13 protein-coding genes are annotated in these 14974 nt (G+C 66.0%); 8 read left to right on the plus strand and 5 right to left on the minus strand.

The window, feature by feature from the left end; all coding sequences use genetic code 11:
- The first annotated feature begins 42 nt into the window (after positions 1-42).
- Positions 43-1701, plus strand: coding sequence for a tRNA uridine(34) 5-carboxymethylaminomethyl modification radical SAM/GNAT enzyme Elp3 (locus C5B90_RS08470; protein WP_058568933.1), 1659 nt, complete (start codon positions 43-45; stop codon positions 1699-1701).
- A 184-nt stretch (positions 1702-1885) separates the two neighbouring features.
- On the plus strand, positions 1886-3109 hold the full coding sequence (locus C5B90_RS08475) for a mechanosensitive ion channel family protein (RefSeq protein ID WP_115880726.1): 1224 nt from the start codon (positions 1886-1888) through the stop codon (positions 3107-3109).
- 4 nt (positions 3110-3113) lie between these two features.
- On the opposite strand, the gene C5B90_RS08480 is transcribed toward C5B90_RS08475, so the two are convergent.
- Both C5B90_RS08480 and C5B90_RS08485 read right to left on the minus strand, forming a co-directional pair.
- Entirely contained in the window at positions 3114-3557 is a 444-nt protein-coding gene (locus C5B90_RS08480) for a GNAT family N-acetyltransferase (protein ID WP_115880728.1), read from the minus strand.
- 106 nt (positions 3558-3663) lie between these two features.
- Positions 3664-5010: a hypothetical protein gene (locus C5B90_RS08485; RefSeq protein ID WP_115880730.1), complete on the minus strand. Its 1347-nt coding sequence runs from the start codon at positions 5008-5010 to the stop codon at positions 3664-3666.
- Positions 5011-5118: 108 nt separating this feature from the next.
- Between C5B90_RS08485 and rqcH the strand changes: the two genes are divergently transcribed.
- Complete coding sequence (rqcH, locus tag C5B90_RS08490) at positions 5119-7227, plus strand: ribosome rescue protein RqcH (RefSeq protein ID WP_115880732.1); 2109 nt, start codon at positions 5119-5121, stop codon at positions 7225-7227.
- Between the two features lie 55 nt (positions 7228-7282).
- Here rqcH and C5B90_RS08495 read toward each other — a convergent pair whose 3' ends face one another.
- Positions 7283-8563 carry an RNA-guided endonuclease TnpB family protein gene (locus C5B90_RS08495; protein WP_115880734.1) on the minus strand — a complete coding sequence of 427 codons (1281 nt, stop codon included), beginning with the start codon at positions 8561-8563 and terminating at the stop codon, positions 7283-7285.
- A gap of 333 nt (positions 8564-8896) precedes the next feature.
- Here C5B90_RS08495 and C5B90_RS08500 point away from each other — a divergent pair, with 333 nt between their 5' ends.
- The 4 genes from C5B90_RS08500 (at position 8897) to C5B90_RS08515 (ending at position 12001) form a co-directional block, all read left to right on the plus strand.
- Entirely contained in the window at positions 8897-9604 is a 708-nt protein-coding gene (locus C5B90_RS08500; RefSeq protein WP_115880736.1) for a DUF4013 domain-containing protein, read from the plus strand.
- Between the two features lie 67 nt (positions 9605-9671).
- On the plus strand, positions 9672-10367 hold the full coding sequence (locus C5B90_RS08505) for a DUF4013 domain-containing protein (RefSeq protein WP_115880738.1): 696 nt from the start codon (positions 9672-9674) through the stop codon (positions 10365-10367).
- A gap of 66 nt (positions 10368-10433) precedes the next feature.
- Positions 10434-11504, plus strand: a complete 1071-nt coding sequence (locus tag C5B90_RS08510; protein ID WP_115880740.1) for an mRNA surveillance protein pelota — start codon at positions 10434-10436, stop codon at positions 11502-11504.
- Between the two features lie 62 nt (positions 11505-11566).
- Entirely contained in the window at positions 11567-12001 is a 435-nt protein-coding gene (locus tag C5B90_RS08515) for a hypothetical protein (RefSeq protein WP_115880742.1), read from the plus strand.
- A gap of 15 nt (positions 12002-12016) precedes the next feature.
- Here the strand turns inward: C5B90_RS08515 and C5B90_RS08520 are convergent, their stop codons facing one another.
- Together C5B90_RS08520 and C5B90_RS08525 are read right to left on the minus strand one after the other, a co-directional pair.
- Entirely contained in the window at positions 12017-13015 is a 999-nt protein-coding gene (locus tag C5B90_RS08520; RefSeq protein WP_115880744.1) for an ornithine cyclodeaminase family protein, read from the minus strand.
- A gap of 72 nt (positions 13016-13087) precedes the next feature.
- Positions 13088-13336 carry a hypothetical protein gene (locus tag C5B90_RS08525; protein WP_115880746.1) on the minus strand — a complete coding sequence of 83 codons (249 nt, stop codon included), beginning with the start codon at positions 13334-13336 and terminating at the stop codon, positions 13088-13090.
- A 228-nt stretch (positions 13337-13564) separates the two neighbouring features.
- On the opposite strand from C5B90_RS08525, the gene C5B90_RS08530 reads away from it, so the two are divergent.
- Complete coding sequence (locus C5B90_RS08530; protein ID WP_115880748.1) at positions 13565-14935, plus strand: MFS transporter; 1371 nt, start codon at positions 13565-13567, stop codon at positions 14933-14935.
- Positions 14936-14974: the final 39 nt, after the last annotated feature.

The raw sequence follows: 14974 nt of genomic DNA on the forward strand, positions 1-14974 counted from the left end.
ATTCGCGCCCATGAACCGCCACCACGTCGCCGAACGGGAGGTGTGTCCGTGAGCGCCGAGACCGAGACGGAGTCCGAGGCGTTCGAACGGACCTGCGAGGCGCTCGTCGAGCGCATCCTCGCGGGCGACGTCGACCGCGACGACCTCGAATCGGCAAAGCTCGACGCCTGTTCGGAACACTCCTCGCCGAAAGTCCCGAAGAACGCCGAGATTCTGCAGTACGCCCCGGAGGACCGCCGCGAGGAGGTCAAAGAGGTCGTTCAGCGCAAGCCCGTCCGCACCGCTTCCGGCGTCTCGCCGGTCGCCATCATGACCTCGCCGCACATGTGCCCCCACGGGAAGTGCCTCTACTGTCCCGGCGGGCCAGCCAGCGAGTTCTCCTCGTCGCAGTCGTACACGGGCCACGAGCCCGCGGCCGCCCGCGGCGTCCAGAACGACTACGACCCCTACGGGCAGGTCACGCTCCGCCTCGAACAGCTTCGACACATCGGCCACCCCGTGGACAAGGTCGAACTCATCTTGATGGGCGGGACGATGACCGCCCGGAGCCACGACTACCAGGAGTGGTTCGTCAAGCGGGCGCTCGAAGCCATGAACGACTACGACCTCGACAAGGAGCCCGAACCGGCGGAAGACCGGTCGTTCAAGCCCGACCCCGAGGATGTCGAGTTCAAGTACATCGAGGACGTCATCGCGGAAAACGAGACGAACGACATCCGCAACATCGGGACGACCTTCGAGACGAAGCCGGATTGGTGCGACCCCGAGCAGATAGACCGGATGCTCGATTTGGGCGCGACGAAGGTCGAAGTCGGCGTCCAGACGACCTACGAGCGCATCAACCGCGAGATGCACCGCGGCCACGGCGTTCAGGCCTCCATCGACGCCAACCGCCGGCTCCGCGACTCGGCGTTCAAGGTCGGCTTCCACATGATGCCCGGCCAGCCGGGGATGACCAAGGAGATGTGTCTGGAGGACTTCCGTCAGCTGTTCGAAAACAGCGACTGGCGACCCGACTATCTCAAAATCTACCCGACGCTCATCGTCCGCGACACCATCACCTACGACATGTGGCGGCGCGACGAGTACGAGCCGCTGAACAACGAGGAGGCCGCCGACATCGTCGCGGAGGTCATGGGCATGATTCCGAAGTACACCCGCCTCCAGCGCGTCCAGCGGGACATCCCCGCGGACTTCATCGACGCGGGCGTCTGGAAGTCGAACCTCCGACAACTGGCCGCCCAGCGCGCCGAGGAACGAGGCATCGTCCAGCGGGACATCCGCGCCCGCGAGGTCGGCATGAACGAGGCCGACCCGGACCCAGAGCGCATCGAACTCGACGTGATGACCTACGAGGTCGCCGGCGGGACCGAGCACTTCATCTCGTTCGAGGACCCCGTCGAGGACCTGCTCGTCGGCTTCTGTCGCCTCCGGTTCCCCGGCAACCCGGTCCGCCGCGAGCTTCAAGATGCGGCGCTCGTCCGCGAACTCCACGTGTACGGCTCCGAGGCGGGCATCGGTGCCGACGGCGACTGGCAGCACAAGGGCTACGGAAAGAAGCTCCTCGCGCACGCCGAGGAACTGTCCCGCGACGCCGGCTACGACAAGATTTCGGTCATCTCGGGTATCGGCGTCCGGCAGTACTACAAGCAGAAACTCGGCTACCACCAAGACGGCCCGTACGTATCGAAGCGGCTGTAGACTGAGAACCAGCTTTTTGGTCCAGATTTTTGCGAGACGAGCGCAGCGAGTCTCGGAAAAAGGTGGGACTGGCCCGTACGTATCGAAACGGCTGTAGCCGACGAAAACACCCTCCTCGGCCGATTCTCACCGCTGATTGTCACTCCGCCACGCTTTTACTTTTTGGCCGACCGCACACGGTAGAATGGCACCACAGGGGGGTGCGGCGGTTCAGGGGCAGGCGACGACGTGGCTTCAGGACCTCCGTTCGGCACTGGCACAGTTCGTTTCGACAGAAGAACGACTCGGTATCTCGGCGGCGCTCGTGGCGCTCGCGCTCGGTATCGCGGTCTTTCTCGCGCCGCGGCTCGTCTCGCGGGCGACCGCCGAGCTCCGAGCGCGGGTACTGGCCCACCCGCGGGTTCCCGACGCCGTCACCGACGCGGCGTGGCTGTTCCCCGCGACGGTCGTCGTCCGGACGCTCCAACTCGCGGTCTTCGTCGTCGCGACGCTGTCGCTGTTGCTCCTCTGGGGGTACACTGGCCTCGCCGCGGACCTCACCGAAGTCCTCGCCGTCGCAGTGCCGAACGCCGCCAAACTCGGGGCCACGGTCGCGCTGTTCGCCGGGGCGCTCGTCGGGACGAACGTCCTCGAAGAGAAACTGGACTCCTACGCGACGGCCTCCGACAACATCAACGCCCACCAGCAGGGCATCGTCTTCCGCGTCCTCCAACTGGTCGTCCTCCTCGCGGTCGGGATGGCGTCGCTCACGGTCTGGCAGGTCCAAATCGGCGGCCTGCTCGTCGGCGCGGGCTTCCTCGGCATCGTGGTCGGTATGGCCGCGAGACAGACCCTCGGGTCGCTCATCGCAGGCTTCGTGCTGATGTTCTCTCGGCCGTTCGAACTCGGCGACTGGGTGGAGATAGACGACGCCGAGGGCATCGTCACCGACATCACCATCATCAACACCAGACTGAGCAACGCCGACGGCGAGACGGTCGTCTTCCCCAACGACCGCGTGACGAACGCGAAGATAACCAACCGGACGAAGCGCAATCGCCTCCGGCTCCGCCTCGACGTGGGCATCGACTACGAGGCGGACATCGAACACGCCGAGTCGGTGGCGGAGGAGGCGCTTTCGGACCTCCAGTTCGTCGAAGGGGTCCCGAAACCGCAGGTGATGCCGACGACGTTCGGCGACTCAGCCATCGGCCTCCAACTGCGCTTTTGGATTACGAACCCCTCGGCCCCGCGCCGGGCGCAGGCGAAAGCCGAGGTGCTTCGGAACGTGAAACTCGCGTTCGACCGCGAGGGCATCAAGATACCCTACCCGCAGCGCGAACTGCTCGCCCGCGAGGAGGCCGATGGCTTCCAGTTGCGGGAGGACCGTCGCAGTCGGCCGGTGGAGAAGTCGGTCTCGGAGGACTAGGCGACTACAGCGACTTCCGCATCTCGACGTGGGGGATACCGGCCTCGTCGAACACGTCGCTCGTCGTCTCGTAGTCGAGGCCGTGGTAGAACCCCTCCGCGGTCGTCTGGCCGTGGAGGAGAAGCGAGTCGAACCCGCGCTCGCGCGCCTCTGTTTCGAGCGCGTCCATGAGTCGCCGCCCCCAGCCCTCGCCGCGGGCCGAGTCGAGGACGGCGACGCGCTCGACCTTGCCGACGCCGGGTTCGTACTCGCGCAAGCGGGCCGCGCCGACCGGGTCGCCGTCGCGGTAGGCGACGAAGTGGACCGCCTCGGCGTCGGGGTCGTCGTGTTCGTCCCACTCCAGTTCCTCGTCGACGCCCTGTTCGTCCACGAAGACGTCCTTGCGGACGGCGAAGGCGTCGTCGCGCTCGCCCTCGGTGACCGCGACGCGGACATCGGATTCGCTCATGAGGGCAGTTCTGCGGGCGACTACCTGACGATTGCGGAGCGAGTTTCTCATGTCGGACTCGCGAGCCTCGGGTTCGCGCTCGCTTCGCGCTCGGCTTCGGTGGGCGCTACACCGTCGCTCGCGTACTATCGTCGGCCTGACCCCGTACCGACTCGCCGCCGAGTGCCCAGCCGAGTCGGTAGACGAGCGACCCGGTCGCGAGCGTCACCAGCACCCAGACGACGAGCAGCACGCCGACGAACAGGACGCCGTAGCCGCCGAAGGGGACCAGCGGAAGCGCGAATACCACGGGCGCGGCGACGATGGCGAGCGACAGCAGGCGCGTGTTCCCGTCGCGCCGGGCCGCGTAGCCGAGGGGGAGAAACAGCACGACTGCGGCCTCTAACGCGAGCGCGCTGAGCGAGAACCACGGGTTCGGCCCCGGCATCGAAATCGCGGTGGCGACCGCGAGCGCGACCTGCGGTCCGACGGTGGCGGCGACGAGACGACGGAACCCGAGCGCCCCGGGCCGGACCGCCGAGACGACGCCGAGCGCGACGAGTTGGAGTGCGAGGAGCCACGCCATCGCGGCGACGCTCCCGGAGAGCGCCCGGACGACGAGGAGACAGAGGCCCCACATGACGCCGAGTCCCGCGACGACGGGGCCGAAGCGTCGAACGCCCCGGCCGCCGAACCGGCGGTCGAAGTGCCGGATGAGGAGGACGCCGATGGTGAGCACGAGCGTCGGGACGAACGCGACCCACGCGAGGTTCGTGAGGATGCCGGGCCCCGAGTCGGCGGCGAGACTGGCGTAGGCCGCGGCCGTGGTCGCGAGTCCCGCGTCGGGGCCGAACGTGAGGTACGTCTGGCTCCCGACGCTCGACGCGCCCTCGTCGTCGGCGCTCCAGACGGCGGCTGTCTCGGTGGTCTGAACTTCTGTGGGCGCGGTGAGGAGCGTCGACCCCTCGGGGCCGGTCACGACGAACCGGTCGGCATCGACGTAGACGGTTCCTCTGACACCGTCGTCGTGGAAGTAGTCCACGACCAGCACGTCGTCGTAGCCGCGATACGCCATCTCGGGCACCACGAAGGTCACGACCGCGGTGTCGCCGTCCATCCGGGTTTCGAGACGTCTGCGGTCGTCGGTGAACACGCGGTGGCTCTCGAACGTCCCGCGGACGACGCGGTCGAGTTGTTCGGGGTTCTCGCGGAACGTCGCGGCCGACTCGTCGTCGAGTTCGACGCGAGCGGTCCACGTGCCGACGCCGTCGTCGCCGACGCGGACTCGAAGCGCGCTCGATTCGACGGTGAGCGGGACGCCGGCGTCGACGCCTGCTTCTTCGAACCCCTCGCCGCAGACGCCGCAGACGGCCTCTGGCGGGGGTCGAGCTTCGGCGGGGACGCTCCCGGCGGGGAGCGCGGCCAGCGCGACGAGGAGGGCGAGGGTGACGAGAGCGAGGGCTCGGAGACGCATTCACCGAATAAATTCTTGCTGGCTGATAAGAATCTTCTCCCCGATTCGGGCGGCCGTCGAACCCGCGGAAACGACACCCCTTTTCGTTCGCCGCCAAAAAGCGAGTCCATGGACCCGAAGCGGGAACTCACGAGCGTCGACCTCGCGGCCCTCGTCACCGAGTTGAACCGGTACGAGGGCGCGAAGGTCGACAAGGCGTACCTCTACGGCGACGACCTGCTTCGCCTCAAGATGCGGGACTTCGACCGCGGACGGCTCGAACTCCTTCTCGAAGTGGGCGAGATAAAGCGCGCGCACCTCGCCGCACAGGAGCACGTGCCGGACGCCCCCGGTCGGCCGCCGAACTTCGCGATGATGCTCAGAAACCGGCTCAACGGGGCCGACTTCGCGGGCGTCGAGCAGTACGAGTTCGACCGCATCCTCACGTTCACGTTCGAGCGCGGCGACGAGAACACGAAAATCGTCGTCGAGCTGTTCGGACAGGGCAACATCGCGGTGCTCGACGAGACGGGCGAAGTCGTCCGCAGTCTGGAGACGGTGCGGCTCAAGTCGCGGACGGTCGCGCCGGGGTCGCAGTACGAGTACCCTGCCTCGCGGCTCGACCCCCTGACCGTCAGCCGCGACGCCCTCGGCCGGAACATGGAGCAGTCCGACACCGACGTGGTGCGGACGCTCGCGACTCAGTTGAACCTCGGCGGCCTCTACGCCGAAGAGCTGTGTACCCGCGCCGGCGTGGAGAAGACCCTCGACATCACCGACGCGACTGCCGACGATTACGACGATATCTACGACGCCATCGTCGACCTCCGCCAGCAGGTTCGCTCCGGGGAGTTCGACCCGCGGCTCTACCTCGACGACGACGGCGAAGTCGTGGACGTGACGCCCTTCCCCCTGCGCGAACACCAGAACGCCGGGCTCGACGAGGAGGCCTACGACACGTTCAACGACGCGCTCGACGAGTACTTCTTCCGGCTCGATTTGACCGCCGACGAGCAGGAGGCGACCGCTGACCGCCCGGACTTCGAGGAGCAAATCGCCAAGCAACAGCGCATCATCGACCAGCAGGAGGGCGCAATCGAGGGCTTCGAACAGCAGGCCCAAGACGAGCGCGAGCGCGCCGAACTGCTGTACGCCAACTACGACCTCGTCGACGACGTGCTCTCGACCGTCCGCGGCGCGCGCGAGGAGGGCGTCCCGTGGGACGACATCGGCGAGACGCTTGCGGAGGGTGCCGAACAGGGCATCCCCGAAGCCGAGGCCGTCACGAACGTCGACGGTGCGAACGGAACGGTCACCGTCGACCTCGACGACGCGACCGTCACCCTCGACGTGTCGATGGGCGTCGAGAAGAACGCCGACCGCCTCTACACCGAGGCCAAGCGCATCGAGGAGAAAAAGGAGGGCGCGCTGGCGGCCATCGAGGACACCCGCGAGGAGTTAGCGGCCGTAAAGAAGCGCCGCGACGAGTGGGAGGCCGACGACGACGAGGACGACGAGGACGACGAGGACGAAGAACCGGAGGAGACCGACTGGCTCGCGCTCGACTCGGTGCCCGTCAAGTCCACGGAACACTGGTTCGAGCGGTTCCGCTGGTTCCACACCTCCAGCGGCTACCTCGTCGTCGGCGGCCGCAACGCCGACCAAAACGAGGAGTTAGTGAAGAAGTACATGAGCAAGCACGACCGCTTCTTCCACACGCAGGCCCACGGCGGGCCGGTCACGCTCCTGAAGGCGACGGGGCCGAGCGAACCCGCGCAGGCGGTCGACTTCTCCGACGAGACGCTCCGCGAGGCCGCGCAGTTCGCCGTCTCGTACTCCTCCATCTGGAAAGAGGGCCGCTTCGCCGACGACGCCTACATGGTTGAGCCCTCGCAGGTGTCGAAGACGCCCGAATCCGGCGAGTACATTGAGAAGGGGAGCTTCGTCATCCGCGGCGACCGCGAATACTTCGAGGACGTGGCCGCGAAGGTCGCGGTCGGCATCCAGTGCGAGGACGAGACGCGCGTCATCGGTGGCCCGCCGTCGGCAATCGAGGCGCGCGCGGAGACGACGCTGACGCTCACGCCGGGGCAGTACGCCCAGAACGACGCCGCGAAACTGTGTTATCGCCGGCTCCGCGAGCGCTTCGCCGACAAGTCGTTCGTCAGAAAAATCGCATCACCCGACCAGATTCAGGAGTTCCTCCCACCGGGCGGGAGCGATATCGTCGACGATTGACATCCTCTCCGCGCTGAAGGGCGAGGATTCCCGACTGCCGTTGGGATATTGTGGTTTACGACGTGGCCTGTTCTCGCGGTGCGAAGCATCCGCTCTCTTGGTCGAACAGGTACGTTGATGGCTGTGCCAACCAGCCGTTACTCCTATCTCCCCCATCACAGGCGAGACTCGGAGATACTTTCTGCCGAATGTTCTCAGCACCGTTCACGTCTGCATTCGCCACCGTCTCACACTCATCACACACGTACAACCCGCGTTCAACACGGTTCGCTTTCCGCTTCCGACCACAGCATGAACACGACTTCGACGTATCACGCTCAGACACTTGTTCGACCGATATGCCTTCCATCTCGGCCTTGTATTTGAGCATCGAAGTGAATCGGTCGAACGCCCACGAGTGCAAGTCGAGGTTGCCGTGCTTGCCCCAGTTCTTCGACTCACCATTTTCCTCATCCTCACGGATACCGGAGAGGTCGCCAACTACAATCGTTCCAACCTCCTCATCAATACATCGTTGGACGATGTGTTTGGAGAGGGTGTGGAAGTAGTGGGTGCGGCGAGCCGATTTCTTCTGATTCAACCGTGTCGCTTGGTCAGATTCTGAGTCGTCACAGCGAGCGATTCGCTTGCTGAAGTAGTAGTCATCCTGCTTCAAGCAGTTCAGTGGATACAACTCGCTGTGGCCGTCCTCGTAGGCGAGGGCGGCGAAGTTGGTGACGCCGAGGTCAACTCCAACGGTCTTCTCACCGGGGACTTCAGCAACCTCTATTTCGACCTTGCACACGAAGTGTAGCTCCCACTCGTCACCAGTCCAAACCGCTCGAACCTGTTGGACGCTCTCCACGGTGGAGAGGTCAACGTCAGGACGAGTCTGGTACTCGCAGAGAATGAAGTCCGACCAGTATTCTTTCAGGTTCGAGCCTTTCGAGAGTCGGACTCGCTCGTACTTGGTGTCGAGTTTGAAGCCAGCGGCTTTGAACGTGACCGTGCTTCGGGGGTGTTCGTCGCCGTGTTTGCGGTACTTCGGCGGGTTTGCTCTCGTGTCTCCGTTGCGTCGTTTGCCGTACCAGCCGGTGAACGCTTCAGCGAGTTCTTGAAGGACTCGCTGACTTGACTGAGAATGCAGGTCATCATAGTGTTCGTGCGACTTGAGGTACGAGGTGAGTTCATTGTGACCGGGAATGTGGCCAATCTCTGACCATACGCGGTCACAAATCCACCGTCCGACGTTCCAGAGTTTCGAGGCTGAAAACCCGAGCGAATCAAGGTCGTCGGACACCTGTTGCTGGTTCCGTATGGAAGCAGTATAGGTGCGGGTGACGACCTGTTTCGCCATACGTAACCTATGTCGAGAATATTACTTGAAAGTATGGATTACGCAGCGTGGAATATCCATCCGAGTGTTTGAACGGTGGTTTGTGGAGGATTATGCCGGATCCCCGCCCTAAAGGGCGGGGCTTTCTCCTTAATTCTCCGTAAACGTCGACGCCGTCTTCCGGTAACCAGACGCTAGACGGCTTAATATTCAATTATTCGGGCGTGTCGGGTACAAGATTATATACTTTCTCGTCGTAATGTTGCTTCGAGCGCGCGTGTCAACCCGCGAATCTCACATTCGGCCGAACGGCCGGTGGATGGGTGGGTGGGTGGTGGCGCTCGGTGAAACATCATGATTTCAGAATCACTCAATTACCTTCGAAACGGCGAGGACTGGGTAAAGACGGTCCTCATCGGCGGCGTCCTCGGCCTGTTGAGCTTCCTCATCGTCCCGACGTTCCTCGTCATCGGCTATCTCCTTCGGGTCGTTCGCGCGACCATGAAGGGCGACGAGGAGCCCCCGGTGTTCGACGACTGGGGCGACATGGCGATAGACGGCGTGAAAGGCTTCGCTATCGCGTTCGTCTACGCGCTCGTCCCGGCCATCATCGCGGGCGTGTTCGGCTTCGCGGGCATCGTCGGCGCGGCGGCCGGCGGCTCCGACGCCGCGGGCGCAGTCGGCGGCATCGTGGCGCTCGTGGGCCTCCTGCTCGCGTTCGTCCTCGGCCTGCTCGCCGCGTACCTCATCCCGGCGGCGCTGTCGAACTACGCTGAGACCGACCGCATGGGCGCGGCGTTCGACTTCGGCACGCTCCGGCCCATCCTGACCTCGGGCAAGTACGCCACCGCGTGGCTCATGTCCTTCGCGGTGCTGTTCGCGTCGTCCATCGTGGTCGGCGTCCTCAACGTCATCCCGCTTCTCGGCTTCGTCGTCGGGGCGTTCGTGACGTTCTACGCGGCCGTCGCTGCCTACTACATCATCGGCAAGACGTGGGGCGAACTCCACGACATCGAGATGATGGACGAGGGCGAGACGCCGGGCGAACAGCCCGCCGTCTGAGCTGTCAGCGAAAATCCGAATTTTCGACGGAATATCTAAGCCGCTAGCGGCGCGACACCCCAACGGTATGCTCTCCGACGCGCTGTGGTTTCTCAAGCGAAGCGACGACTGGGTTGCGACGACGATTATCGGCGGGGTTCTCTCGCTGCTTTCTGTACTGATACTCCCGGGGATTATCCTGCAGGGCTACTTCGTCAGGGCGATGCAGGCGGCCGCGAACGGCGAGCGGGCCGCGCCCTCGTTCACGGACTGGGGCGGACTGTTCGTCGACGGCCTGAAGCTGTTCGTGGTGACGTTCGTCTGGGCGTTAGTGGCAATCGTCCCGTCGATGCTGCTCTCGGTCATCATCGGCATCGGCACCTTCACCGTCTCCGAGGCGGCGACGGGGAGCGCGGCGGCGTCCTCCGCGGGCGGCGTCGGGCTCGGTATCGTCTCGGTCGTCCTCGGCCTCCTCGTGTTCGTGCTCAGCCTGCTCGCGGCCTACCTCGGGCCGGCCGCCGGGGCGAACTTCGCCATCGAGGGGAACCTCGCTGCCGGCTTCGACGTGCGTACTATCCTCTCGGGCGCGTTCACCGGCGAGTACGCCGTCGCGTGGTTGCTCGCGCTCGTCGTCGCGGTCGTGCTCGGCTTCATCGGGGGTCTCCTTTCGGTCATCGTCGTCGGGCTCTTCGTCCTGTTCTACGTGCAGGTGATAACGTTCTACCTGTGGGCCCGCGGCTTCGCCGACGCCACCGGCAAGGGCCAGCAGTCGACTGGGTGGTAAGTCGACGGCGATTGCGGAGGACCGCGATAGCAGGACTCTTTTCCGTTCCCCGACGACCGGACGTGTATGCGCATTTCGAGCCGCGGTCGCGGCGAGGAGGGGCGCGAGCGAATCACGCTCGTCCCCGAGAACGTCGACGACCTCTGGCACCTCTCGTACGTCCTCGAGCCGGGTGACCTCGTCTCCGGCGACACCACCCGCCGCATCCAGCGCGACGACGAGCAGATGCGGGACACCGGCGGCGAGCGCGAGCACCTCAACGTCACCATCGAGGTCGACGACGTGGAGTTCGCTCGCTTCGCCAACCGCCTCCGCGTCGGCGGCGTCATCGTCTCCTGTTCCCGCGAGGACCAACTCGGCCACCACCACACCCTCAACGTCGAGGAGCGCGCCGAGATAACCATCGAGAAGCACTTCAAGGCCGACCAGATAGACCGCATCGAGACGGCCGAACAGGCCGCCGAGAACCCCGACGTGGCCATCGCGACCGTCGAGGAGGGCGCGGCCTACATCCACACCGTCGCCCAGTACGGCACCGAGGAGTACGCCTCGCTCACGAAGCCGACCGGGAAGGGCGAGTACGCCCGCCCGCGGTCCGAACTGTTCGACGAACTCGGGTCCGCGCTGTCGCACCTCGAGGTGGACGCCATCATCCTCGCCGGGCCGGGATTCACGAAAAACGACGCGATGGACTACTTCGAGAACAACTTCCCCGCGGTCGCAGAGACCATCGTCACGACCGTCGACACCGCCGGCGTCGGCGACCGCGGCGTCCACGAGGTGCTCAAGCGCGGCGCGGTCGACGACGTGCAGAAACAGACCCGCATCGCCGAGGAGGCCAACCTCATCGACGAACTGATGGAGAACATCTCGACGGGCGCGAAGGCGGCCTACGGCGTCGAACAGGTCGCGGAGGCCGCGGAGTTCGGCGCGGTCGAACACCTGCTTCTCCTCGACTCCCGGCTCCGCGCGGAGCGACAGGGCGACGGCGACTGGGACGTGGACGTGAACGACATCATCGACTCGGTCGAACAGAAGGGCGGCGAGGTCACCGTGTTCTCGGCGGAGTTCCAGCCCGGCGAGCAGTTGAAGAACCTCGGGGGCATCGCGGCGGTCCTCCGGTACCGACTGCAGTAGACCGCCTTCGCTGCTACCGCCGGAAAAACCGTTTAACCGCCCGAAACCTACGTCTAGTCGTGATGTGGGGGGCGCTCTCGGAGACGACAAAGCGGGTCGACCGCTGGCTCGACCAGGTGTTTTTCGCCGCGTGGGAGGTGTCGGTACTGGCGATTCCGACCCTCTGGTTCCTGCTTTTCGCGACCCCGAGAGCTGAGGTGTCGCTGTCCGGCCTCACCGCTCTCGCGGCGAGCGCCGTCGCCGTCGGCACCTTCCGCGGCGGCTACGTCCGAACCGGGTCGTGGCCGCGGCCCGGCCACCTGCCGACGCTCCCGATTCGCTCGGCGTACTACAGCCTCGTCGTCGGCGGCACGGCCCTGCTCGGCGCGTTCGCGCAGACCGAACTGGGGTCGTTCTGGCCCGGTGTCGTCGTCCCGGCGGTTGTCGGCGTCGGCGCGCTGGCGCTCGTTCCGGTCGTCCTCGTCGGGACCGAGCGGGTCGCGCGGCTGACGATTTGACGGGCGCGCGGACGCTTACTGGCCGGTGAGCGACTCGCTCGCCGGCGAGAAGTCGATGGTCGTCCCGAGTCCCTCGTCGCGCGCCTTCTCGTAGAGCATGTGCGCCGCGGCGACCGTCTCGATGCCCGTGCCGCCGCTGTCGAAGACGGTTATCTCCTCGTCGTCCTCGCGCCCGGCGGCGACGCCGGCGACGACCTCGCCGAGTTCGGCGTGGATGTGGTCTTCGTCCACGACGCCGGCCTCGACAGCGGCGAGGAACGACCCGGCGTCCATCGTGGCGCGCTCGCGGAGGTCGGGGACGTACGTCGCGCGCTCGATGGTCGTCTCGTCGAGTTCGCGCTTTTCGGGGTGGTATTGGCCCATCGCGGTGACGTGTGTGCCGGGTTCGAGCAGGTCGCCGTCGAACACCGGGTCCGTGGCGGTCGTGGCCGTGACGACGATGTCCGCGCCCTCGACGGCCGCGGCGCTGGAGGCGACGGCGGCGACGCTGGCGTCGAGCGCGCGGTCCATCTCGCCCGCGAACGACTCGCGGCTCTCCTTCGTCGGCGAGTAGACCCAGACGGTGTCGAGGTCGCGGACGGTCGCGGCGGCCCGGAGCTGTCCGCGGGCCTGCGCGCCGCTTCCGATGAGCGCGAGCGTCGAGGCGTCGTCTCGGGCGAGGGCGTCGATGCCGACCCCACCGGCCGCGCCGGTCTTGAAGGGGTTCATGCTCGCGCCGTCGAGGAGCGCCAGCGGCTCGCCGCTCTCCGCGTCGAAAAGCGGCGTCATGAACCACGCGTCCTCCGCGCCGAAGCCGGCGGAGTACATGTAGCCGCCCATCGCGCCCGTCTCGGGGAGCACGGCCGCGTAGGAGGTGAGCATGCCCGGCGGCTCGCGGTTGAACAGCTTCGTCCGCGGCTCGGCCGGCGCGCCCTCCCCGCGCTGCCTGTAGCCCTCGCGGACGGCCGCGACGTACTCGGCCGGGGTCGCCAGTCCACTAACCTCGTCGCTCGTGAGGAACAACGTCGCTGTCATGGTCGGAAAAACGAGACCTTCGGTCAAAACCCTGCGGGCCGGCGAACCGGCCGGGCGGGCGTGCGATGGGGATTAGTCGGCGTCGAGAACCGACGGAGAAGGCGCGTCAGCGGCGTTGGGTCCGGCGTGTTCGTCGAATCGGGACGGGGACGGCGACGAGGGCCCGTTCACGAAGAGCGCGTGGCCGGTGAGGAGCGCGGCCATGCCCGCGGCCATCGGCACTGCCGTGGTCAACTGCAACCCGGCGACGGTAAGCGTGCCGGTGATGCCGAGGAGTGTGAGCGGAATGAGCCCAAGAATGTAGTCGTAATATCCGGTCATAATATATAGCATACTACGGACGTAAGTGGTATAATTCTTTCCCATAGATGACTGATACTGTTTTCGTGGCCTCCAGATAACTTTCTCATAACTTATGGCTCGATAATCGCAAGACTGCGGAGGGTTTGTACACCCAAGAGAACATCACAAATTCGATACTGTGGATTGTGCCTCTCGCCCGAACAGTCGGTCCGGGGTTCGCGTCGTCTGCCGGAACTCCACACGGTTATGGGAGTCGGTGCCGTGGCCGGAGACGTGAACCGCAACGACCGCTCAATCGTCGCGTTGGTGATGCTCGCCCACGGGATGGTCCACACGTACGAACTGTCCATCCCCATCTTCGTGGCCATCTGGCTCGGGGAGTTCGCGAGCATCGACCTCGGCCTCGCGACGGTTCCCGTCACGACCGCCTCGTTGGGCGTGATGACCGGCCTCGGATTCGCGCTGTTCGGCCTCGGGGCGCTCCCCGGCGGCATCCTCGTCGACCGCGTCGGCTCCAAGCGCCTCATCGTCGCCTGTCTCCTCGGTATGGCGGGTTCGTTCGTCATGCTCGCGCTGTCGCCGAACCTCGTCGTCGTCGCCCTCGCGCTCGTCGTCTGGGGTGCCGCGGCCAGCGTCTACCACCCCGCCGGACTCCGACTCATCAGCACTGGCGTCGAGGAACGCGGAACCGGCTTCGCCTACCACGGCATCGCCGGGAACCTCGGCATCGGCTTCGGACCCTTCCTCACCGCGCTCCTCTTGTTGTTCTTCGACTGGCACCTCGTCGCCGCCGTGCTCGCGCTCCCGGCGCTCGTGGCCGCCGCACTCGCGACCCGCGCCAACTTCGAAGAGCAGGCTGCCGTCGCCGCGACCGACGGCGGCGAGACGGGCGACACCGACGACGACGATGACACCGGGGGCGACAGCAAGGCCGGCACGGGCGTCTCCTCGTTCGCTGAACTGGTCTCGCAGTCGAAGCACCTCTTCGCCGGCGGGTTCGCGCTCGTCTTCGCGCTCGTGATGTTCTCCGGGCTCTACTACCGCGGCGTCACGACGTTCCTGCCGGACCTCCTCGGCTCTGTCATCGGCATCGAGCCGATTCCGGTCTCCGAACTCCTGCCCGCCGCCCTCGCGTCCGGGTCGGCCGGGGGCGCGCCGACGCTCGACGTGGAACTGTTCGTCTACGCCGGCCTCCTGACGGTCGGCGTCTTCGGACAGTACGTCGGCGGCAAACTCACCGACCGCATCAGGACCGAACGCGGCATCGTCGCCGGCTTCGGCGCGCTCGCTGTCATCGCCATCGCGTTCCTTCCCGTGGCGAGTCTCGGTGTGGTCCCGCTCCTCGCCATCTGTGCGCTCCTCGGCTTCTTCCTGTTCATGGTCCAGCCGTTCTACCAGGCGATCGTCGCGGAGTACACGCCCGCCGGTCTGCGGGGACTCTCCTACGGATTCACCTATCTCGGCGTGTTCGGCGTCGGCGCGCTCGGCGGGGCCATCGCCGGCTACATCCTCACCGTCGCCGACTCGACGGCGCTGTTCGTGGTCCTCGCCGGGTTCGCGGCGGCGGCGACGCTTCTCGGCGTGACACTGTTGCGACGGCGGCCGACGCCCGCCTGACTCCGGGACGGTCGGGGACAGGCGCGGACGGCCGGCAGA

The organism is Haloferax sp. Atlit-12N, from assembly GCF_003383095.1.
Lineage (GTDB): Archaea > Halobacteriota > Halobacteria > Halobacteriales > Haloferacaceae > Haloferax.